This window comes from Faecalibacterium sp. OM04-11BH (genome assembly GCF_003482185.1).
GTDB classification, from domain to species: Bacteria; Bacillota; Clostridia; order Oscillospirales; family Ruminococcaceae; genus Faecalibacterium; species Faecalibacterium tardum.
Window position 1 is genome coordinate 12,739 of the sequence record NZ_QULS01000016.1, and the last position, 19,680, is coordinate 32,418.

Here is a 19,680-nt window from a genome sequence, read left to right on the forward strand (position 1 = left end):
ATGTATACTGGAAATGAAAAGAACCCGGTCCAGCAGATCGAAATCATCAAGAAAAATAGCCGTCAGAAGAGCAGCTTGCTGGACACTCTGATCCATCATGCACTTTTGCCGATGACCATCCTCTTCATGGCGATTGATGCCCTGACGATTGCGTACTACGCGCAGAACATTTTTGACGAACGTGTGGAGCTCGCCTGGGCGGTCAGCGGGGTTCTTGCACTTGTCCTCGACGTCAGCCCTGCGCTTGCCGGTTCACTCCTTGCGAATCACAGCGACCTGTTGAAGAGCGATAAACGCCCCAATAAACGGCGGATCTGTCTCCTCATGGCTGCGGCAGCGGGTGCATACCTCGTGTTCCTGGTCTTTTGCTTCGTCACGGCCAAGATGAACATCGCAGATGTGGACGGTGACGCGACGCTGTACTTCATCGGTCAGATTGCACGAGCACTGGTCCCGCTGGTCACAAGCGCCGCCGCCTTTGGCCTTGGCTGGGAATGCAACCATCACGACCGTCTGGCTGTGCTGGAGGCGGAACGTCTGGAACTCCTTGATCTGCAGGCAGAGACTGCCAATGCGATCCGTCATAAGGAATTTGCGATGGCGAATTTCAACGCGGACGAAGCGGACTACCGCCTGGCCTGCGTGAAGCTCCAATCCCTGGCCTGCGCAGCCAAAAGCGCTCAGCTGGCTGTCAAAATTATCCTGACCAACGAACTCGGAAGCGCCGAAGCGGCCAAGGCCCTACTGACCCGTGCAGGACTGGAAGATCCCTTTGCATGTGATGAAGCGAAGATCCGAGAGATGCTGATCCCTCCCCAGGCAGATGCCGTACCAGCACAGCCGGCGCTGCATCTGGAGGAAACAGCCGAGGAAGTACCCCAGGAAGAAGCACTGGCATCCTGATATCCGATTTTGCAACATGATAAGAAGAAAGGAAAATCCTTATGAAAAAGATGTTTCGACTGACCGCAGTTCTTGCAGCTGCCGCTTTGGCCGCAGGCCTGATGGTGGGCTGCAGCACCGTGCCTTCCTACGGAGACAGTACCACTGTCGCCCCAACGGACACTGTGTTACTGTTGGAACAGGGCGATGGCGTCCCCGCTTTGACAAATCCTGAAGATTTCACTGAAAACATAAACACGGCTTTCGGCGGCAGTGCAGCACTGATCATCACGGACGGACAGCCGCAGGTGTATGGGCCGGTCAAGTTCAATGTTAAAAAGAACAACGAGATACAGCAAAATAAGGCAAACAACAAGCTGAAAGCCTCTTTTGTGGAGATCGTGAAGGAGGCCCGGGCGCAGGTGCCGGAGACCGATGTCTTGACATCTGTCAGTCTCGCTGCGAGAGTCTTGAATGCCGGGACAGCTGAGAATAAACAGCTCATTATACTTCACAGCGGTGTCTCGACCGCAGCCACGTTACCGATGGAGGATATTAATATTGTCAACGAGGATCCTGTGGCTCTCGTTGATCGACTGGAAGAGGCTGCCATGATCCCGGATCTGGAAGGGGTTTCTGTGGAATGGTTCGGAGCCGGTGACACGGCAGGCAGCCAGCCCACCCTGAGTGCGAAGCAGACGGAAGCAATCAAAGCTTTCTGGTCTGAATATTTTAACCGTGCCAAAGCTTCCCTGACCTTCCACAGCGACGTGATCAGCGGCCCGGCGCTCACAGAGTTCGGACACACTGTTTCTCCCATGGCCGCTGACGGTGGCATCGAATTTGTGAAGATCACAAATGAGCAGATTGCGTTTCTCCCTGATAGTGTCGAGTTCGCAGATGAGGCTGCAGCCAGCACAGTGATCAACGAACTTGCCGAGCAAATCCGGACTTCGTCATCGTCTTATGTGATCGCAGGGAGTGTGGCCAAGGTGGATGGCTCCACCACCGAAGGGGCCAAACGCCTTTCTCTGGCAAGGGCCAAGGCTGTGCGGGATTGCGTTGTTGCAGCGGGTGTGGACTCTGGCAAACTGACCTGCTACGGCCTGGGATTCGAAGCCACCGATTGCCGCAGCAGCGTGGAAGAAGAAAATCGTTGCGTGTTTCTCGTCCAAGCCAACACAGCTCAGGCTGCTCAATTTGAAGCGGTCGGCCAGCCGGAGAGCTGAACGGCAGCTGCATAAGGGCAGACACTTACGCGGTCATCTCCGGAAGTATGATATCCGGCCGGCAGGCCTTCTTACGATGGCGTACTGGCCGGATTTTTGTTTGGCACTGCACCGGACACAGTTTTCCCCCTCGTCTGCGTGAAATCGGTGATGATACCATTTTATCAGAGACAGAAAACACGATGCGAAAAAAGAGGAGGTACTTTTTATGTGGGATTCCAATGACAACTATGACGTGCGTGATGGAGCTCGTGGCGTGGTTCGGGATACTTGCTGGAAAGGGTTGATCCTTGCACTTGAAAACGGGCAGGAGGCCTTTGCTTTCTTTAGCGGGCTGCGTCCCGGCACCGAAGTGTTCTGTACGGTGCTGAAGCCGTCCAACGAGAATTTGCGGATGCTTGTTTCCGTTGACGCCGTTCTGGAAGAAGAGCTGGCAGCTTAAAGAGGGTGCTCCTTATGATTTTGCGCGTTGGTCAAAGAAACGGGGTGCGCGGTACCCCTCTCTGGACTGCGGCCGATCCATAAGGGGTGATCGGCTTGCCTTGCGCCAAGATCTCCCCCCTTGCCTGTTGCAAGTGATTTTGCACCATGTTATACTTGCAAAGTAGGAAAGCTTCTTTTTCTCTCACTGCGCGAAAAAGGTTGGATCTCCGGTGAAAGCACCGGGAAGAAGAGCACACCGTTTCGCATCCTCTGCGGCGGATCGTCAGAGAAAAGGATGCCAAAATACAAAATGGAGGTGTGAAGAATGATGGAAAATATACCATCCGGACACGCCGATGTGTTCCTGTCCTATTCACATGATGACCGTGAACTTGTGGAAAAAATCGCGGGTCTGATCTCTGCAGCGGACTTTTCCTGCTGGATCGATAAAGAGAGACTGCGCGCGGCAGAAAAATTCAACTCTTCGATTGACATTGCCATTGATGACTCGATCGTCTTTGTTGCCTTTCTTTCCAAGACCTATGTCAACAAGCCGTATTGTATTCACGAATTCGACCTGGCGATCCAAAGGGAGAAAAGCATCGTAGTGGTCTGTCTGGACGATGTGAGTGAAAGCGCGAACCGGCAAAGCGCCTATATGTTCTCATTTTGTGCCGGCCATGATGTTCTCGGTTTTGGGTCAGGGATCGATGAAAGTCCTGATGGCATCGCGTCCTTTGCGCGTGAGATCACAGAGAGCGTCCCCCTGACGCAGTTGAAGAGATTCCTTTGCAGCGGGGACGAAAAGGATCTGCCGCCGATCGATACGCCGGAGTATCTGATGACCAGCCTGCGGCTCTACCATGAACATCAGTATGAGCAGAGCGGAAACTACGCATTGAACGAGATCCGGAGCGAACTGTTCCCCGCCATCAAGAACCCTGAGATCAATATCCTGTACAAGGATGATCAGAAGAAGGATGTCTCTCTGGTAAAGTTCTTCTCCGAAACCGACGGACAGGATAATCTTCATAAACACCTGTTGATCACCGGCGAAGGCGGCATGGGAAAAACCGTTTCCCTGCTGAAGACCTGTGATTACCTGTTGAGCAAACGAATCAACGCCATCTATGTCCCGCTCAGCAAGATTGATGCCGGTATGACCCTGGACCAATATCTGGCTCGCATTGTCTGCGGAGGAAATCAGTCCATGTGGGGTGTTCTAAGAAATCTGATGAGCGTGCCCTATACCGCTGTACCCAATGTTGTTCTCCTGCTGGATGGCATCAACGAAATTTCACTGGACTATGTAAAGACCTTCGTAAACAAGCTCAACACCGATTATATCAATGCCTACAGTGGTATCCGGATCATCATGACCTCAAGATGGTTTGACTCCTCCCTGCTGCATTGCCTGATGGGAAATGTTGTTTTGCTTGAGATGCAGGCGTTGGACAGGGAATCCATTGAGTTATACCTGCACAACATGGGCCTTCCGCCTGTTACGGACGAGAAGGTGTTTGCGGTCATCCGGACGCCGTTGATGCTGACCTTGTTCTCGGATGTTGAAAAGCACCGTTCCAAATACCAATACATCAAGGGCATTGTTCTGGAAGAGCATCCGGACACCGCCGGAAAGATCCTGAGCAACTTCTTTCAGACACAGTTGTACCGTGCTGCGGAAGAAGATAATTTTGATCAGGCCGCCCACCTTGTGCTGTTGGAATATCTGCTTCCTGCTCTTGCATTCAAAATGTTGGAAAAACAGAGACTGTATTTGAGCGAGGACGAGATCTGGCGCAGTATCGGCGAGATAGATAAGAACTGTGATCGATACACCTGGTACAAAAAAGATACGCTCTGCAGGCTGCTCCGTGGGAGAAGCCGTTTTGATACAGAGATCCTTGTTGGTCTTGCGACGGATTCTCTGCATTTTCTGCATGAATCAGATGCAGGATACGAATTTTTGCATCAGAGCTTCCGCGACTACTTTGCAGCATTCCATATTGCAAATGAGATGAAGGCATTTGCATACGATCCTGACCGCCTGGATGACGTGGAGCCTGTTCTGCAGCAGACTATCTATCCGAATGATATTCTCGGTTTCGTTTCAGATATCCTGCGGGAGGAAAATGCCCGACCGGTGCGGACAGAAGACGGCTGGAACTTTCCGGGAAAGACAACGATCTCAGCACCGGAAAAAAGTGTTGCCGAACAATTGCTCTCCCTGTGGAGAACAAAAAACGGCGACCTTGCCCAGAACGCTGTTGCGAACTTTATAAACATTATGAAAATCGGCCGGAAGGGCCTTCTGGCCTGGTGCGATTTCTCGGATCTTGATCTCCGGAAATGCTGGTTGAATAAATGCGTGTTCACGGTCTGGTACAGGGATGCCTATTATCCCAGCCTCTTTGACCGGGCATGGATCGACCGGGCCAATTTTCTGACAGACGGTCATGAAGCACCGATCAGCGCTGTTGCGGCCGACAGCCACGCGCATGTGTTCAGCGGTGATGAGGCGGGCGTTGTGAAAATCTACAGCCTTGCAGAGCAATCCTATCTCGACACGATCCAATTGCAGTCCAGTCCGGTCGTTGACCTTGCGCTGGATCACAGCGGAGAACTGTTGGCCATCCTGTACGAAAATATCGTTTTCTGCTATTCGATCGCAACAAAGAGCGTGGTGAAAAGTTACGGCAATGACAGCCGGAGCAAAAGCTTTCGCTACGTTCAGTTCTCAAAAGAAAACGAGTTGAATGTTTCGTTCGATCTGGAGCCTTTGATCTGGTGCGATGTTCATGGGCAGAAACTTCCTTCCGGTTTGTCCTATGATGTTCCGGCAAGATGCGCCAGATGGAATCCGCAGCGACAAGAATTCGCCCGGAGCAATCTGCTACAGCTGCTTTCCGTGACACGGTTTGACGAGGACACACATTCATGGAAACTTCAAACCTTTTTTAAAAATTCCTCTGAGGATACCATCCCCCACAAAGGCGGCGATCGGGAATTCGACCCTTCGCGGTTCCAAAGTTTGCGGGATGTCGGTGCTTTGGGGGCCGGGGGGATCTACTGCATCCAATATCGTGCAGATGGTACACGCGTCTTAGTCGCGATTGAGAACTTACTGGTCGAGTATGATACTGAATCCTTCGATGTGCTAAATCGGAAGACATTCTCATCTAATGTCCGATGCGCCTGTTATCGGGAAAATGGAATTGCCGTCGGAGTTGGTTCTCATCTGGTCTTACTGGATCCCGATTTCTCAGAGGAAAAAGTCCTGCGGGGTTCGCAGATCAACTTAATCCGTCGTGTCCTTGAAGATTATAAGAGTGATGGGTATTATGTCCTTTCTTCCACCGGCGAAATAAAAAGGCTGAACCATGAACTGGTCGTTCAGGATATGCGATATACAGGAATCACGGGCAGGTTTGTCTGGGTGCGTGACAGGCTGACCGATGATATCCAGATGGCCTTCCTACCGCTGAGACGTTTTCCCTACGGGGCGCGGTATACTTATGAGACCGATCAGTTTGAACCGTTGGGTTGGAGATATGAGTTTCTGGATATTCCTACGGATAATGACGAAGATGCGCAGCGCTTTTACACGATGGATTCCTCACTGATGGCGATCGAACGTATTCCTTCTTACCGAAAAATTGAATATACCAACTATACAGGGATCTGGATTTTTAGGTGCTCCTTTAATGAAATCCAAGGAAATATGACGGACCACAAGAACATTAGTTTTCTCATCCAGAACGGAGGTATCATTCATGACGTCAACGAATAAACTCAGCATTTCGTTTCACGATTTCGATGCGCAGGGAGGCTGCTGTGCAGACATCACACTCTCCGTCTCCGGCACGGTGATTTCCGGGTTCAAGGTCAGGCCTGGCATGGGCGGCGGCATCCAGGTGCATATGCCTGCTGTTATGGGGACCACATGGCCCTACCCGGCGGAGATCGAATGGGCCGAGGCGAGAAAACTGATCACCGCAGCATACCGAAAGGAAAGTTTTGATCCGCCGGTTTCGGTGACGCTGCACGATTTTGACCGGGAGAACAGCTGTCTGGCGGATGTGACCCTCCGGGAGACCGGGGTCGTCGTCAGTGATCTGAAGGTCAAGATCGGCCCTGGCGGCGGCATCATGGTTCATATGCCGGCATGGATGCACACCCGTTGGTCGTATACTGAGGTTCAATGGAGCGACGTCCGCCAGGCAGTTACGCAGAAGTACCTGCTCGTTGCCCCTAAAAAACAGCAACCGGACGTAGCAGCAGGCATCGCTGCTGCTCCGGACAAAAAGCCACTCTGCACGTTCTATTCCTCCGTGAACAAGACAGAGGCTGAGGTCACGGCTGTGATAAGAGCCACCGGGGAACAGATTCCCGGCATTCATCTGGTGCATATTAAAGAACGGAAAAGTCTCCATATCTATATGCCCAAAGAAATGCACGATCAATGGGTCGGCACCGGCATGGGCTGGAACACGCTGTCCGGGATCATTGCTGAGGAATACAAGCGACAGGTTTTGCACGAAGACAGTATCCTCCCGTCGGATGCAGCAGAGATCCTGTTCCCCCGTGTGAGGAATGTGACCGCCTGCTTTGCGGATGTGAGTCTGCCGTACAAGAAAAGCGTCATAAAAGGCTTCCGGATCAGGAAACTGGAAGGGGAAGAAAAGCCCATCATCTGGACACCTCAGTGGATGGGGCGCTGGAACGACGACCGATTGTCTTGGTACGATCTGTGCGCGCTGATCGCGCGAGAATACAGTCAGTATTCCGGAGGCGGTACCCTTCCTGCGGAGTCCCCCTCTACAGAAGCTTCCTCTGTGCCGGCTGCTGCACCGCCCCTGCCGGAGAACTGTACACAATTGAGCGTTCCGGCAGATGAAAACACTCCCATCCTGCACGCGCCCAAACAGCCGGTCCGAGAAGCAAACGAGTTCGGACGCGTAAAAAATGCCGAGAAATCTTCCTTTATTTTCTATCCAAGAACGGTACTGCGCGCTGCGGATGCTTCAGACGGCAGCCCAAGTTCTCCAAAGCCACTCATTGCTCTGGTCGCTGCAATGAACAAGGGCTCTCTGGGTGGCATTGGCCCGTTCGAGATCAGCCTTCTTGAATGGATCGCAAAGCTTCGCTATGTTACAAGCACGATGCTGGTCGATCTGATAAAGGCGGGTTATGTATCGTTCGGTTGGCGAAGTGGTGTCACACGGGCTAAACTGACTACAATTACAAACAGAATGGCGGAGTATGGGCTGATCAGCCTGACCCGCTTTGTGACGCTGAATGAGGACGGCAGTACGGATGGCAGCAGCTGCTCCGTCATGCGAATCATTACGTTGGGAAAGAACGGCAGCACCCTGCTGCGTGAACTGGGCAAAAAAGGCGGCCGCTATAATGCGTTTGACATTTTCCAGGACGGCAACACGGTCAAACGCATCCTGGCGACGAACCAATGGCTGATCTATTGGCTGCGTACCTACAAGGACGAAGTTGGTGAGAATTTCGAAACAAGCTGCGTCATTCAACTGAAGGGTACGGAGTATACCGGTGCCCGGTTCTATGCGACCGTAACCATAAACGATTGCCCGATGGTGGCAGAGCCTGTCCGGCGCACCGAAGACTTTGAAGCCGAAAGCATAAAACAATGGTTGCGTGAAAAAATCGAACGTTTTGCTCTCATGTTTGACAATTTGGATCAGCTTTACCACGAAAAGGACGAGATCAGTTTCCCGCAGAGGCCCATTATCGTTTTGATCTGCGAAGATGATGATCATATCCGCGAAATCTGGGAATCAATCCAGCCTGTTCTGCCAAAGATCAATGGCCAGGAAATCTGGTTCTCCAGTGATTTGCGAATCTTCAATTATAACAAGCGTGGTGAGCGTTTCCTGTACTTTGTCGACGGTGTTCCTCAGCTGGTGAACCTGAAACAAGTCCTGGGCGTAGACGATGAGGCAGGTTCGGCGGCTCCCACGGCAGACGATGGGGAACAGGCCAAAACGTTACAAACTGTCTGCCCTCAGGCTCCTGCCGATGATGCAGATTGAGCAGTAAACTACATAAGGCATAGTGATTGAAAAGTCCACTGAACCTTCAGGTCGTTACGATTACGACTGAGAACACCCCTGAGGCGTGCGAGAGCATCGCTTCGGGGACGTTTTGCTGAAAAGATGCTGCCAGAAGCCCCTTGGCTCCTGTAACAGGAAGCCAAGGGGCTTTTTGTGGCTGAAAATCGTAAAAAATGATTGACGCATCGGCTGTTTTCAGACATGATAAGAAAGTCATTCTATGAACAAAACGTGAATCGCCAAGAAAGAAGGAACATCATGAACTATGGCCTCCTGAGTCTTCTGCCGCCCGTTGTGGCAGTCATTCTCGCCATCTGGAGCAAAAACGTTATATCATGCTACTGCTTTCTTTTCAAAGAGGAAAGGACTTTATTTTACGGAATATGTTTGTTTTCTTTGGATGTTCTGCTTTTCCGTAGCAGCTTTTGATTACAACTGCACTTTGGCTGGTCCGGTTCAAAATGAACCAGACCATTTTTACGCATCAGGAAAAATGATGCCCACCGACTTATGGCAGAAGCCATAGGCCAGTGGGCATCGTGTTCTTTATCGGGGCTTAATCTTCCAGTCTGCCATGGTCGCAGCCAAGGGAGAGGTAGTGTTCGATTTCTCCGACCAATACGAGCTGTGCGTATTCTAGCGGTTTATTGTACAGCAGCCAGTCCAGCTCTGCCCGCTGTGCCGGGGTGTTGCCGTACTCGTCCTCAATGGCTATGCAGTCGATGGCAACGGTGGTGCCGCCCTCGAACCGGGCTTCCACCCGGTTGGTGTCCATGTTGTAGCGGCAGGAAAGCAATTTGTTCATAAGAAAGCCTCCATGTTTTTCACATTTACTTCTTCTGCGGTGGAAAGTTCCGGCTGTCCGTTTGCAGATTCATGAACCCACTTTTTGATGTAGCCCTTTGCAGGTCTACACCCGCCTACTACACAGCCGTTTCTACTGCCAAACTGGAACAACGCTCTTTTTGCTCTGCACAAAATCATACATCGTTTGGCGTAAAATTGGCGTATGGTGTAGTTTTTACTGGAAATTCATCAAAAGAAAAAACCCGAAACCTCTCGTACCATCAAGAAGTTTCGGGCTTTGTTTCGCTTAAATTGGAAATTTACTGGTCAATCGGCTTCATCGTGGGGATACTTTCCGAAATCTGCTTACAACGCTTCGTGATGCTTCACAATCGCGTTTTCACTTGCGTTCCCGGTATTCATAATCCTTCGTGATTCGCCGTCATTCTCGTAGTTTTGCTGTCAATTTGCTGTCCTTGGAAGAATTTTGCTGTCAGACAGAACGCTCAGTAAGAGCCCTTCTTTGCTATCAAAAAATATCCAGTGTAGCAGCCAAACGCTCAAATGATTCCTGTTTTTTCTCCTCAGTCGCTTCGGCATAAATGTCCATCGTGGTCTGAATATCCTTATGCCCCATGACCGATTGGATGACCTTCAGGTTGGTCTCTTTCTCGCAAAGCCTTGTGCAGAACGTGTGCCGCAGATGATGTGCCGAAAAGTCCGGCAACAGAACCGCCTCCCGGTGCCGCTTCTTTGCTTCCACTTCTTCACCTGCATTATAGTCTGCAACGATGCGCTTGATAGCGCGGTTCACAGACTGCGGATTCGGAACATTACCAAAGCGGTTGCAGAAGATGAAGCCCGACATACCATCAATCTCCACATCGTTCCAGCCGGATTCTTTTTGTTCTTCATGCAGCATTTCAAAGGCATCCTTCACGGTATCAAACATAGGGATCGTCCGAACGCCTGCTTCCGTTTTAGGCTTTGAGATGTGCAGAACCGAATTGCGGCTTTCGCCCACCGGGTAATAGACCAGACTGTGATTGATACTGATAGTGCGCCGCTCATAGTCCAGATCATCCCAGCGCAAGCCCAACGCTTCACCAATGCGGCAGCCTGTTCCCAGCAGTACCGTGAACAACGGCCACCAGTGGCAGAAGACCGGGTGATTGGCGATATGTTCCATGAACGCCCGCTGCTGCGGAATCGTCAGGGCATGACGCACACCAGTGGTCTGCTCGGAACTTTTCTTGATTTCTGCCATCACACCATCTGTGGGATTCTTGCGGACGATCTCATCCCGAACCGCCAGCTGAAAGGTGGGATGTAGCAGCGTATGAACGCTTTCGAGCGTGTTCGTCTGCAAGCCCTGCTTATCCAACAGGTAATTGTAGAACTGCAGCACATCCGAATACCGAATCTCTGCAATTTTCTTCTTGCCGAAGGTATCGCGGATAAAGCGGTCATACATATAAAGATAGTTGCTCCGGGTGGTCTGGCGTAGATTCGTTTTTAGGCTCATGTAGCGGTCAAACACAAAGTTGACCGTTGCTTTGCCTGCAACGTAAATATCCAGACCGTCCATCTGGTCTTTGGTGAGCCGTGCTTCCTTCTCCCGAAGGGTCACAAGGTCATTTGCGTAGATGTATTTGCGCCGCCCCAACGGGTCCGTGTAAGAATACGCATATCGCTTATCGGAGCTGCGCTGCATCTCACCTTTTCGCAGGGTACGCCCCCGCAGGTCTTTTCGTGTCGTTGCCATATCAATTCTCCTTCCCGAAAGAAGAAGGGCTTGATACTATTCAAGGTCGGACAAAACTTTGTCCAGCCCCTGCAAGACAACTTCTGTTACAGTCAGTTGATGTTGTTCGGCATAAGTGCAGATACGTTCATACAGAGCATCCTCCACCCGAATGCTCAAGGTTTTCTTTTTTGCATTTTCGGATTTTGGTCGTCCCATCTTTGCCATAGCTGCTCTCATACCTCCACAGTACCAGTATACTTTCCGTGTGACAGGAAGTCAATCTGTAAAAAGCCCTTCTTGAAAATTTTTACGAAAAATCGAAAGTTCACACTCTGCTCATTGACATTTCGTCCTTGATTTGCTATTATAATGGTAACAACTCCCCCAGGCCTCTGCGCATAGCGTATGCACACTTGGGGGCGTTTTGCTTATAAAGGAGATTTTTCATGGCAGACAAGGACTTCAAAACGATAGATGAACAAATCGAGATTCTTCGTTCACGCGGCCTTACCATCGAGGATGAAGCCGAAGCAAAGGATTTTCTGCTGCGGAACAATTATTACCGTGTCAGCGGCTATTCTCTGACGCTCCGCAAGAACGATGTTTTTGCGAAGTCTGCCACGTTCCAAAATATCGAAGACATTTACAATTTCGACCATGAGTTCCGTCATATCATCCTGCACCATATCGAAACCATTGAGGTACAGATAAAGTCCATCTATGCCTATGAATTTACAAAAGTGTATGGGCCGCTGGGTTATCTGGATGTCGCAAATTTCTCCAATCAAGCAAAACATAAGGAAATCGTCGACAAAGCCAACCAGCAGAAGCGGCAGCGGCTGGCCCACGAAGCCTACTTAAAGCACTTCATCAACGACCTGCACCAAGAGATTCCGCTCTGGGCCTACGTTGATTTGCTGACGATCTCCGACATTTCTTTCCTGTATTCCATTTCCGAACGTCCGCTCAAAGAAACAATTGCCCATCGGTTCGGGCTTACTATGAATCGCGGCCCAGAAATTCTGGGGCAGTATATGCACAGCATGACGATCATCCGCAATCTTTGCGCACACGGGAGCCGCATTTACAATCGTCTCTTTGAGCAAAAGCCTTCCCTCAACAGGAAAGAACAGGCGTTGCTGATCCGCCGGGAAGATGGCACAATAGATAATGCCCATTTCTTCGGATTCTTCCTCGTCATGAGAAGGCTTCTGCCTGCTGAGAACTTTGCGGAAATGAAGGAAGCCGTCATTGCTCTGACGGAAAAATATCCGTTTGTGCGAATGGATTATTACGGCTTCCGGGATGACTGGAAAGAAAAGCTCTGATTTTGCATAGAATAAAGGTGACTTCTCCCACGAGCTGCTCTGCAGCGCAACACTGTGGGCTGTCTGGGGCCGGGGGATTTTCCTCCGGCCTATTTTTATGCAATGCGGAAAGTTTCCAGATACCGCTCGAAAATCTCGCAGTTGACCAACGCCACCTTGTCGATTTTATAAACGGCTTTAGCTTCCTTCGCTAACTCCTGAAATTTTGTCAGACCAAGACTGTATTTTTCAGCCCCTTCCTGATAGCGGACAAACTTTTTCGCGTTCATTTTTGTTCTTTCAACGTCCTTTCGGGCGTAACCCATAAGCAAAACCTCCATGTTTTATTTTTGATATAAATTCAAAATCACCTGCTCACTCTGCTCATCCTGCACCTATTGCACACTGTGAGCAGGCCGAGCAGGGCTTTTTCAAGTTGATTCTATTTTTTAATCCCACGGACTTGGAACATCAACGGGTAAAAACAGGTCAACGTCTACATTGTGAAAGCCCCGATTTGTGCCAATGCACTTATCATCGTAGACGATGCCCAGACTTTTCTGGTTGTCTTTCAGATGGTGGATAAAGGTGGATGCGGCCAGTGGCTTTTCCAGATTATCCAGACACCAGCGTTCATAGACTTTATAGAAATCCGTGGATTTGCACTTGGCCCCCTGCCGAATTTCAAAGTAGCCCTCAGATTTGAGGAAGCCCAGAATGTTGTTGCCCTGCTCCATCGCTTCTTTCAGATTCGCGGCGGTGCGTTCGCTGATGGTAAACCGATAGTTGTTCCGAATCAGCCGATGCAGCCCCTCCAATGCCCAAAGTAGGATGCCCTCTTTTTCGTTCCGCATCTTATCAATGAGAAAAGGATCATCCACCCGGCCAACGGGCTTTTCCTTAGTGGTGAGCAACAGCTGGCGGCGATAGAAACCGTTGGACTTGTCATAGAGTGCGTGTAAGCTGCCATTTCCGAAGCAGGCAAACCGAACATACAATGTTCCCTGTACACTCTGCTGACCCTTGCGTTCAATGTCGATTTTATCTTCCAGCGTGACAAGGGTTTTAATATTGTTCGTCTGCGGCAGGGCCTCGGTTTTCATGTCATCGTCTACCAGAAGCAGTTTGTATTCCAAGTCTGCACGGGCGAAGCGGTTGGTTTCCACTTTTTGCAGACTGCCTGTATACATACTGCTGCCGAACAATTCTCGAAGAATCAGCCCGATTCTGGATTTTCCCTCACCGCCCTTGCCGACCATCAGCAGCATTTTCTGCGCTTTGGTAACAGGCAGCAGGCAATAGCCAATGTATTCTTGTAAGGCCGGAACATCTTCTTCGTATAGCAGTTCGTTCAAGAATTGCAGCCAGCGTGTCGGTGCTGGTGCTTCTGGCACATAGGCGATGGGCAGTCGGTTCATGCAGTATTCTTTTTCAGGGGTAAAGTGACCGTCCACAAAGTATGTGCCGTTTCGGACATGGATGCGGTCTGTCTGAATCTCCGATGGTTCGGATGCACAGGCCAACTTGATGGCCTGCATGATATGTTCAATGCGCCGCGCTACGCTGGTGGTGGCATAATAGCGAATCTGCTCATAGATTTCCTTTTTCAATGGGGCTTCATCCTCGATCATGCCATCCACCGTAAATAGCCTGCCTTGAAAGCAGCGCATGGGGTGCAGGCTCAAAAAATAATCGGCAAATAATGGCTCAATAATTTTCCCGTTGTCGCCCACCCAGTTTCGGGCGGGTGCGCTATGCTGCTTCTTCGGCTTCCTTGCATCGTTCGATTGCTTCTCCAAGGGCGGTCACTTCCTTTCCGTTGAGTAGTTGTTGTTTTTCATGCGAGCTTCCCTGCAAAAGAATGTCCAGCAGATACTGCACACGGTCTGCGTAGTGTATGCTTGCGATGAAGCAAGGATGCAGGGGATCTTCTGGATTCTGCGGCGCGTAAGTTATGCGCCAATCTGCCAGCAGAGAACGATAGCCACACAGGATTTTGTAGAATTGCTCTTTCTGGTTCAATGGCTTTTCCACGAGCTTATAGCGTATCAGTGGAAAAGTGCCTGTTGCAGAAAGCCCAAAATCTGAGGCCAGCTTTTCCGCCGCTTGCCGCAAGGACAGCTGAAACAGTTTTGCGGCAAAGTCGATCACATCGCCATCCGCTCCACAGCCAAAACAGTGAAACCGGGAATCTACTTTCATGCTGGGATTGCGGTCTGCATGGAATGGACAGCAAATCATGCTGCGACGGTTTGGCTGAAAGCCATAGGCTGCTGCGGCCTGCCGGGTGGTGATGGTCTGTTTTATCGTTTGAAATAGATTATTGTTCTTGAAGATTTTCCTCCTTTACAGTTCCATGCCATGACTGCGCTTTTTCGGTTTGGTGCGTGTCTGCTCACGCTGCTTGATTTCTTCCTGTCGCTGCTGTAACTTTTGCAGAACAGACAGACGAGCATTTTCTTTGATTTTCTCGACAGCAGGCTTTTTGATTTCTGGCTTTATAAGGGCAGCTGTCAATCTTGCGGTAAGCCTGCTTACCGCTGCAACAATATTTTTTCGTAGCGTTATGATTTGGTATGTGGTGTAGTCCACTGTTTCCTTGCTTGCCGTTCGTCCCGGCTCTTTCAGCCAGTCCAAATATATATCGACCTGTTCTGTGCTTGCTTTCAAAGCATCGTTCACAGCGTTTCCTGAAACAACAGCCACAGCTTTGTCGTAGGCAACCGTAGAAATCTCATCCAACAAGTTCTCGATATCTTCAATCTTCTGAGAAAGTTCACTTAACTGTTTTTCCTGCTTTTGAATTTTTTTATCGTTGCTCAGAAGTGTTAGGGACTGATAGGTTGTACGGCGAACCTGCTGATGATGTGCTTTCTCATTCTCTTGTTTCAAATTTTCAAGCTGAGCGGTCTGTTCCTGTACGGCTTTTTCCTGTTGAGCAAGTTGTTCTTTTTGCTTTGCCATGATATAGTCCTGCTTTTCCAGATAAGCCCGTCCGCCGTATTCCGGCACTTCGTCCAGTTCCAGACCGTGTCGTTTGGCAATCTCGAATAGCATCGTGCGGCAGGCTGCATCGAATGTGATCTTGCGGTTGTTATAACGGCCAAGGGGCTTGTCCGGCTTTGGTAGTTCAAAGCCAAGTGCTTCCAACGCCTTTTCTTGCTGGGGTGCGGTTTCGCCGTATTTGTTCTCGCAATCGAACACATGCCGTTCGTGGATGTGCGGCGTTCCCTCATCCAGATGTAACGCCCAATCCAGAATGTGAACGTGCTTGCCAAAGCGCTCGTGGAACTCATCCATAAATTCTGTGGCGATTTGAAAAAGTTCTTTCGGGGAAACGTGGCTTTCCAATGTTCCAAGCTGATAGATGCTTTCTTCGGGGCAGGTTTTCTTGCTGGCAAGCAAATCTTCGGTGGAGCGGTTTCGTTCTGTGTGCCGGATTTTGGCGTTGCGCTCGTTCTGCTTTTCGGTGAAGTTCGTGTAGTGGAGTTTGTAATAGAGCTTTTCGACTTCTTCAAAGGTGTCAGCCAGACTATCCACATCTTTGGGCTGCAAAGCAGAACGGATACCGTTGTAGCAATCCCAATAGATATTTTGCTGGACACGTTCCGGGTCGATATGTTCGCTGTTGGTGATTTCAAAACTGCGGTCATTGTGCTTTGGATTGTAAGTGCCGTGCTTTCCGGCGCGGCCATTGTGTCGGGTCAGTTTCAGCGACCATCTCTCCTTTCTGGGGGTACGCAGAGGACGCCGTGCGCGGGATAGGGGCAACGCGGTGCAGCGAAGCTGCAAATCTGCCGCCTGCTGTGCGCCAGATAATACCCAGTAGGATATGACGCACAGCATCACATCCACTGGGCAAGGCTGCCGCCCTTGACCCGCGCAAAGATCTGCGATCTCTGCACTCTTGCGCCGAACAACCTGACAGACAAGACTTGTGAAGTCCTCTCTGCCAGCTTGCCCGGTTCTTCTTCGGTGTCGGTCTGCCCGCAAGCTGTTCCTGCCCGATTTCCTCCAGCGTATGGCTTCTTCTTGGTGCGTTCATGTCATGACAGCACTTCTCCGAAAAAGCATAGTGGCTTGCAGCCGATCATGTTGTTTTCAAGGTACGATGTCGTTTTCTAAGAAGTCGAGGTCTTTCAATAGTGTGAACAGGTCTATTTCTAAAAGTAATCCCTACACCCTATACAAACTTAAAGGGGCGTTTTTAAACCGGGTCTTGCGAAAGTTCAAAGAAAATTCACTATTCTAACGTGTCCCTATACCTATAGCATTCTAAAATTGGTGTTTGGCAACCTAATTTTCAAATTTCGCTTGGAAAACTTCTTACACCAATATGAATCTATAGGGCTATTTTGAAATACAGTTTTGAAAATTTTGTTGAATTGACTAATTTTAGAATATAGATTTTATTCATTTTCCACTTATAGAACTAGAGAAAAGCCGTTTTACAAAAGATTTTGAAAGCCCCTACACTAATAGGAATCCGCAGAACCGTTTTGGAATACAGTTTTGAAAATTTCACAATTTCGGACAAAAAGAAAAACGGCAAAGTTCGCAATGAAACTTTGCCGCTCTTGGGTGAGACTGTATTATTGTATTAACTGATACTGAAAAAAATCGAAGAGTTCTTTATTACTGTGATAGTAATCGGAAGCTGCACGCGTTAATTTTCCGCAAAGGCTATAAAGGTCCACCTTCATTCCACAATCCGAACGAGCACCATCGTAGTTTAACGCGAACTCAGATGAAGTTATGTGTTCATCCTTGTTAATCACGAGAATAAAGTAATCCATCTTGCAACGCTTTTCTGTGATTTTGTTATTGTCGATATTGGGAGTTCCTTGATGCAGCAAGCAATTTCTCAGACTGTAAACGACCTCACCACTTAAATACGAGAAATCTTCACTATGTGGTCCACTTGGGATTTCACGGAATCCAATATACTCATCGTACCATTTCTTATACCGCAACCCAACATTCTGCTTTTTCCATTGGGGATATTTAGCTTTTCCACAAATATCCGGCAGGGTCAATGCCATTCCCAATGCTGAAATGTAGCAGTCATTTTCCAAGCAGATGTTAATCTCTTTGACAATACGGTCAACCATATTTGGTTACCACTGTTCACTACAATCTTTTTGATTACGAAGCTCCTGAACTTTTCCTGGTAACTGGTTATCTAATGCATAAATCAATTCATTGATTTCGATTTCAAGCTGCTCTCCAAGGCGAGAAATAGACGGATAGCAGGTCGCATTCTGAAGCTCATGAATTTTCCCATGTTTGAGCTGATCAATGTCATTTAATATCTTTTTTATTTCATATGAATATTGTTCTGAAACTTTCATGTCTGACTTATCTCCTATTTATTAAATATACTTTCCCAGCAACGAATGGAACAGCCTGAGATGTTGTTCTTTAGCTTCTTCTGTCCTTTCCGTCAATGTGAAAATTTTTGCCATCGGTGAAATTGGGTTATCATCCAACTCATGATCATAGAAATTAAATATATCATCAGATTCTTCGGAATCGGCAGATGCTTTTCCGTTTAGAACAATCAGCCCCCCATTCTGCCCTTGCATATTAATAGTTGAAACAGAAAACAGGTATTTGTAAGCAAGCTCCGGAAAATATCTAGTACGAACAGTATTCTTTCTTGAAAATTTCGCATCTAAAATAAAATAGATCTCACTATCATCAGACTGCACTTTTATTACATAGTCCGGTAGATATGGACGAGCTGTCGTACGCGTAGAGCGGATGGAAACACTGTTATTACGATATAAGCCAATGTTGTTTTCTCCCTTATGACTTGCCCCTTGAATAGCTGGCTCATAATAAATGGTAAGATGTTTTTTAGACAGCTTGTTAACAAAATAAAAGGTATTCGGAACAATTGATAAATCTTGAGTACACTTCTTTTCATCAAGATTTGAATATGGAAAATGCTTTGATTCTTCCATGATATAGCTTTCTTGAATAACAAAATCACAAAGCTGAATCAGCACATACATTTCATAGATTTTGTGACTTCTTAAGAGTGGAAGTAAAATATTTTCTCGTTCAAAATTATAAGAGCCATACATAAACCATTCAATCATCAAATTATATATTATGTGGTATGCTTTTATTTCTCTGAAGATTGGCGATGGCATGGGAACCGACTGAACGAGAATCGGTTCAATCGGAAAAATCTGTCGATAACAATTATATAGATTTTCTATTTGTGTTCGCAGTTCCTGTAATTTTTTTTGAGATTTTTTTAATCTTTCCTTTCCGATATCCAGAATTACAATGGCAGAACTTGTATAGCCATTAGCGGTCGCAGTCGAAGGCAGCGTGTATTGTATAATTTGTTCTTGAATACTTTTGCAGAGAACTGTTACCGTTTGATACACTGAAAACAAAAAACCGATGATAATTTTATTTTCATATATATCATAATTATTCTCGTTTTCTGCAACAAGAGCTTTTTGCGGAAAGTAATTTGCTCGTCCAACTCGGATGCCCGTTGAATTAAAATTTTTTTGTAATTGCTCTGGATGTTGTGCAATATATTGAAGGGTTCTGAGTGAGATGTCCTTAACCTTCTCGTATGATTTTATGTTCTCAATTCGGTTCAGCGAAAACGCCGCATTTGTCTTGAAATACCGAAAATTTTCCTTGTAAGATGTAACAATTTTTCCAAGTACTTCAATTTGTCCATTCAAATCTTGAATAGGCGACTTTCCAAGTGTTCGGTTATCTTGGGAACGTTGTTGATTATTAAACAAATAGTACGGTGATTTTTCATAGATAGTCTTTACCATTCTTTGAACAGACTCATTATTAATTGAGTCAATTACAAGAACTGGAAGATATGTTGTATTACAGTTTAACTTTTCTGAATTTTCGGTTTCAAATTCAAAGTCTACTTGGGCAAATCCAAAACTGTCCAAAAAAATGCGCGATTCATGAAATTCAATTATTCCATCACGAAAATTTTTTATATCACACACATATCCATTAACAGACACTGATATTTTCTGTATTGGGGGCAAATTGTTCAGATGAAGTTCAACAGAATAACAATAATCGGCATAAACACCTAACAAAGTATCGTGTCTATATTGTAAATCTTTTTCCGTTTCATTCCATTCATACAATGGCAAGGTAAGCGATTGTTCAGTGTCAAGCCCATAAGATTTTCCTATAAGAGTTAAAGCATCGCTAAACATTTA

At 48.0% G+C, this 19,680-nt stretch carries 16 protein-coding genes; 6 read left to right on the forward strand and 10 right to left on the reverse strand.

What is annotated here, in order from left to right:
- The 5 genes from DXB44_RS12175 to DXB44_RS12195 all read left to right on the forward strand — a co-directional run bounded on the left by DXB44_RS12175 (nucleotide 1) and on the right by DXB44_RS12195 (nucleotide 8,596).
- The gene (locus DXB44_RS12175) at nucleotides 1-903 is read left to right on the forward strand and encodes a hypothetical protein (protein ID WP_118658893.1); all 903 of its coding nucleotides are present in this window, start codon (nucleotides 1-3) and stop codon (nucleotides 901-903) included.
- Nucleotides 904-944: 41 nt separating this feature from the next.
- Nucleotides 945-2,111 (forward strand): OmpA family protein, encoded by a 1,167-nt coding sequence (locus tag DXB44_RS12180; RefSeq protein WP_118658894.1) that lies wholly within the window; start codon nucleotides 945-947, stop codon nucleotides 2,109-2,111.
- 208 nt (nucleotides 2,112-2,319) lie between these two features.
- Nucleotides 2,320-2,553 (forward strand): hypothetical protein, encoded by a 234-nt coding sequence (locus tag DXB44_RS12185; RefSeq protein ID WP_097839772.1) that lies wholly within the window; start codon nucleotides 2,320-2,322, stop codon nucleotides 2,551-2,553.
- A gap of 306 nt (nucleotides 2,554-2,859) precedes the next feature.
- On the forward strand, nucleotides 2,860-6,324 hold the full coding sequence (locus DXB44_RS12190) for a TIR domain-containing protein (RefSeq protein WP_118658895.1): 3,465 nt from the start codon (nucleotides 2,860-2,862) through the stop codon (nucleotides 6,322-6,324).
- Nucleotides 6,308-8,596, forward strand: coding sequence for a hypothetical protein (locus DXB44_RS12195; protein WP_118658896.1), 2,289 nt, complete (start codon nucleotides 6,308-6,310; stop codon nucleotides 8,594-8,596). Before DXB44_RS12190 ends, DXB44_RS12195 begins: the two co-directional genes overlap by 17 nt.
- Before the next feature lie 577 nt (nucleotides 8,597-9,173).
- Here the strand turns inward: DXB44_RS12195 and DXB44_RS12200 are convergent.
- From DXB44_RS12200 to DXB44_RS14670, 3 genes are all read right to left on the reverse strand, one after another.
- Nucleotides 9,174-9,422 carry a DUF6061 family protein gene (locus DXB44_RS12200; protein WP_118658897.1) on the reverse strand — a complete coding sequence of 83 codons (249 nt, stop codon included), beginning with the start codon at nucleotides 9,420-9,422 and terminating at the stop codon, nucleotides 9,174-9,176.
- A gap of 510 nt (nucleotides 9,423-9,932) precedes the next feature.
- Nucleotides 9,933-11,168, reverse strand: a complete 1,236-nt coding sequence (locus DXB44_RS12205) for a tyrosine-type recombinase/integrase (RefSeq protein ID WP_118658898.1) — start codon at nucleotides 11,166-11,168, stop codon at nucleotides 9,933-9,935.
- Between the two features lie 36 nt (nucleotides 11,169-11,204).
- A complete protein-coding gene (locus DXB44_RS14670; RefSeq protein ID WP_199680613.1) occupies nucleotides 11,205-11,375 on the reverse strand; it encodes a hypothetical protein in 171 nt (56 codons plus the stop codon).
- Nucleotides 11,376-11,596: 221 nt separating this feature from the next.
- Here DXB44_RS14670 and DXB44_RS12210 point away from each other — a divergent pair, with 221 nt between their 5' ends.
- On the forward strand, nucleotides 11,597-12,478 hold the full coding sequence (locus DXB44_RS12210; protein WP_118658899.1) for an Abi family protein: 882 nt from the start codon (nucleotides 11,597-11,599) through the stop codon (nucleotides 12,476-12,478).
- A 95-nt stretch (nucleotides 12,479-12,573) separates the two neighbouring features.
- Here the strand turns inward: DXB44_RS12210 and DXB44_RS12215 are convergent, their stop codons facing one another.
- The 7 genes from DXB44_RS12215 to DXB44_RS12245 form a co-directional block, all read right to left on the reverse strand.
- Nucleotides 12,574-12,783, reverse strand: coding sequence for a DUF6462 family protein (locus tag DXB44_RS12215; RefSeq protein WP_005920587.1), 210 nt, complete (start codon nucleotides 12,781-12,783; stop codon nucleotides 12,574-12,576).
- A 123-nt stretch (nucleotides 12,784-12,906) separates the two neighbouring features.
- On the reverse strand, nucleotides 12,907-14,256 hold the full coding sequence (locus DXB44_RS12220; protein WP_243111146.1) for a DNA primase family protein: 1,350 nt from the start codon (nucleotides 14,254-14,256) through the stop codon (nucleotides 12,907-12,909).
- The gene (locus DXB44_RS12225; RefSeq protein WP_118658900.1) at nucleotides 14,210-14,698 is read right to left on the reverse strand and encodes a CHC2 zinc finger domain-containing protein; all 489 of its coding nucleotides are present in this window, start codon (nucleotides 14,696-14,698) and stop codon (nucleotides 14,210-14,212) included. The genes DXB44_RS12220 and DXB44_RS12225 overlap by 47 nt, the downstream gene beginning before the upstream one ends.
- A gap of 105 nt (nucleotides 14,699-14,803) precedes the next feature.
- The gene (locus DXB44_RS14815; RefSeq protein WP_347561831.1) at nucleotides 14,804-16,171 is read right to left on the reverse strand and encodes a hypothetical protein; all 1,368 of its coding nucleotides are present in this window, start codon (nucleotides 16,169-16,171) and stop codon (nucleotides 14,804-14,806) included.
- Between the two features lie 878 nt (nucleotides 16,172-17,049).
- On the reverse strand, nucleotides 17,050-17,568 hold the full coding sequence (locus DXB44_RS12235; protein WP_118658901.1) for a hypothetical protein: 519 nt from the start codon (nucleotides 17,566-17,568) through the stop codon (nucleotides 17,050-17,052).
- Nucleotides 17,569-17,574: 6 nt separating this feature from the next.
- A complete protein-coding gene (locus DXB44_RS12240; RefSeq protein ID WP_118658902.1) occupies nucleotides 17,575-17,808 on the reverse strand; it encodes a hypothetical protein in 234 nt (77 codons plus the stop codon).
- 21 nt (nucleotides 17,809-17,829) lie between these two features.
- Nucleotides 17,830-19,677 carry a hypothetical protein gene (locus tag DXB44_RS12245; protein ID WP_118658903.1) on the reverse strand — a complete coding sequence of 616 codons (1,848 nt, stop codon included), beginning with the start codon at nucleotides 19,675-19,677 and terminating at the stop codon, nucleotides 17,830-17,832.
- Nucleotides 19,678-19,680: the final 3 nt, after the last annotated feature.

Excerpts from the sequence above, each read along its gene's own strand:
- DXB44_RS12205 (WP_118658898.1), bottom strand. The coding sequence starts at position 11,168 with ATGGCAACGACACGAAAAGACCTGCGGGGGCGTACCCTGCGAAAAGGT.
- DXB44_RS12195 (WP_118658896.1), top strand. The coding sequence starts at position 6,308 with ATGACGTCAACGAATAAACTCAGCATTTCGTTTCACGATTTCGATGCG.
- DXB44_RS14670 (WP_199680613.1), bottom strand. The coding sequence starts at position 11,375 with ATGGCAAAGATGGGACGACCAAAATCCGAAAATGCAAAAAAGAAAACC.
- DXB44_RS12225 (WP_118658900.1), bottom strand. The coding sequence starts at position 14,698 with ATGATTTGCTGTCCATTCCATGCAGACCGCAATCCCAGCATGAAAGTA.
- DXB44_RS12200 (WP_118658897.1), bottom strand. The coding sequence starts at position 9,422 with ATGAACAAATTGCTTTCCTGCCGCTACAACATGGACACCAACCGGGTG.
- DXB44_RS12175 (WP_118658893.1), top strand. The coding sequence starts at position 1 with ATGTATACTGGAAATGAAAAGAACCCGGTCCAGCAGATCGAAATCATC.
- DXB44_RS12185 (WP_097839772.1), top strand. The coding sequence starts at position 2,320 with ATGTGGGATTCCAATGACAACTATGACGTGCGTGATGGAGCTCGTGGC.
- DXB44_RS12245 (WP_118658903.1), bottom strand. The coding sequence starts at position 19,677 with ATGTTTAGCGATGCTTTAACTCTTATAGGAAAATCTTATGGGCTTGAC.
- DXB44_RS12190 (WP_118658895.1), top strand. The coding sequence starts at position 2,860 with ATGATGGAAAATATACCATCCGGACACGCCGATGTGTTCCTGTCCTAT.
- DXB44_RS12235 (WP_118658901.1), bottom strand. The coding sequence starts at position 17,568 with ATGGTTGACCGTATTGTCAAAGAGATTAACATCTGCTTGGAAAATGAC.
- DXB44_RS12240 (WP_118658902.1), bottom strand. The coding sequence starts at position 17,808 with ATGAAAGTTTCAGAACAATATTCATATGAAATAAAAAAGATATTAAAT.
- DXB44_RS12180 (WP_118658894.1), top strand. The coding sequence starts at position 945 with ATGAAAAAGATGTTTCGACTGACCGCAGTTCTTGCAGCTGCCGCTTTG.
- DXB44_RS12210 (WP_118658899.1), top strand. The coding sequence starts at position 11,597 with ATGGCAGACAAGGACTTCAAAACGATAGATGAACAAATCGAGATTCTT.
- DXB44_RS12215 (WP_005920587.1), bottom strand. The coding sequence starts at position 12,783 with ATGGGTTACGCCCGAAAGGACGTTGAAAGAACAAAAATGAACGCGAAA.